Source organism: Allobosea sp. CER48 (assembly GCF_044752385.1).
In the GTDB taxonomy this organism is placed as follows: Bacteria; Pseudomonadota; Alphaproteobacteria; order Rhizobiales; family Beijerinckiaceae; genus Allobosea.
In genome coordinates this window covers 1-1,772 of the sequence record NZ_JBIWYK010000562.1, presented here as the reverse complement: position 1 = coordinate 1,772, position 1,772 = coordinate 1, and the positions used below count along the sequence as shown (strand labels likewise).

Genomic DNA, 1,772 nt, shown 5'->3' with positions numbered 1-1,772 from the left:
GGTCACGCTGCGCCGTCACCAGGCTGGACCGGGCGATGACGAGTTCCTGCTGCGCGTTCAGCACGTCGAGCGTGGTGCGCTGGCCGACCTTGGCCTCCTCGCGCACGCCCGCCAGCGCGGTCGAGGCTGCCTCGACCTGCGCCTGGGCCGCGATGATCTGGGCCTTGGCGGCTTCCAGGCTGCCCCAGGCGGAGACGACCGCCGCGCGGACGGTGTCGCGCTGGGTGTCGACGTCGATCCGGCGCTGGCCGGCCGTTTCCTTGGCCTGGCGTGTGCGGGAATAGACCTGGCCGCCTTCGTAGATCGGGATCGTGAGCGCGCCGACGATGCTCGCCGAGACGCGATTGTCGCCGAAGAACTGGTTGTCGTAGCGCTGCTGCACCGTGCCGGTGACGCCGAAGGTCGGATAGAGATCGGACTCCGTCACCTTCACCTGCAACTCGGCGGCGTCGACGCCATGCAACGCCGCGATGATCGCAGGATGGTTGCCCAGCGCCTGCTCCACCGCCGTCGGCAGCGACTTCGGCAGGAGGTTCTCGACCGGGCGAGCCGGCGTCAGCGAACGCGGCTCGATACCGATGTTCTGGCGAAAGCGCGCCACCGAGGTCTTGAGATTCGACTCAGCGAGAATCGCCTGCGACTGGGCCTGGGACAAGCGCGCCTCGGCCTGCGCCACGTCGGTGCGCGTCACCTCGCCGACCTGAAATCGGTCGCGCGTCTGGCGCAACTGCTCTTCCAGCACCTCGACGTTGTTCCGGTTCAGATTGAGGATCGCCGTGTCGCGCAGAACGTTCATGTACGACGTCGCGCCATCGAGAAGGACGTTCTGCTCGGTGTTGCGAAGCGTGGCGCGCGCGCCGAGCACCTGCGATTCGGACTGGCTGACCGAATTGCGCGTCCGGCCCGAGTCGAAAATATTCTGGGTGATCTGGACGCCGCCGCCGCGGGGCGCGAGCCTCGACGTGCTGTCGCGCTGCCCGGGAAGATGCTGGTCGATGATGCTGGCGCCGATGTCGGCGGAAGCGGTGATGCGCGGGCGGTAGCCCGAAAGTGCCTGCGGAACGTTCTCGTCCGTGGCGCGAACCGCGGCGCGCTGGGAGTTGAGCGTCGGGTTTCCGGAATAGGCCCGGGCCAGCGCCGCATCCATCGACTGGGCGCCCGCCGGCAAGACCCAGCCACCTGAAATCGCCAAAGCGATGACGGCGGAGAGCCCGAACCCGGAAATCTTGTCGTATCGTCTTTTCACTGGACGCCTCGTGTGCGCACTGAAGTCGCGCCCAGGCCACGCCCTAGCCTCGGCATAAGTCTCGATTTCATACCCTTCCTGATGCCGTCCGCCAACGCACAGGCGGCGCCAGGAGCATTTCCGTCGGAACCTGCCGCAAAAATGCGACACCCTCCTTTCGGAAATGCAAACGTTCAGAACACGAATGCTTCCGGGCGACGGAATTCGGACAGGATGGGAGCCGCGGCATCGAAGACGGGGCGCCGGCGAGCTGCGGCTCGGAACGGCGACGGTCGGTGCGATCGAGCGGATCGAGAGCTCGTCGCTGCGCATTGCCGAGATCGTCGGGGTGATCGACGAGATCGCGTTCCAGACCAACCTGCTGGCGCTCAACGCCGCGGTCGAGGCCGCCCGTGCCGGCGATGCCGGCCGGGGCTTTGCGGTCGTCGCTTCCGAGGTGCGCTCGCTGGCCCAGCGCTCGGCCCAGGCCGCCAAGGACATCAAGACGCTGATCGCGACCTCGAACGGGCAGGTCGCCGAGGGCGTC

Annotated in this window: 1 protein-coding gene and 1 pseudogene; one reads left to right on the top strand and one right to left on the bottom strand. The window is 67.4% G+C overall.

The genetic code is table 11. The annotated features are described in order from the left end of the window. Positions 1 to 1,558: TolC family outer membrane protein (locus ACIPIA_RS15540; protein WP_400510854.1), on the bottom strand; the 1,558-nt coding region annotated here is incomplete at its 3' end. On the opposite strand from ACIPIA_RS15540, the pseudogene ACIPIA_RS15535 reads away from it, so the two are divergent. Beyond that, a pseudogene (locus tag ACIPIA_RS15535) lies at positions 1,530 to 1,772 on the top strand (methyl-accepting chemotaxis protein); the annotation flags it as partial. The gene ACIPIA_RS15540 and the pseudogene ACIPIA_RS15535 overlap by 29 nt on opposite strands.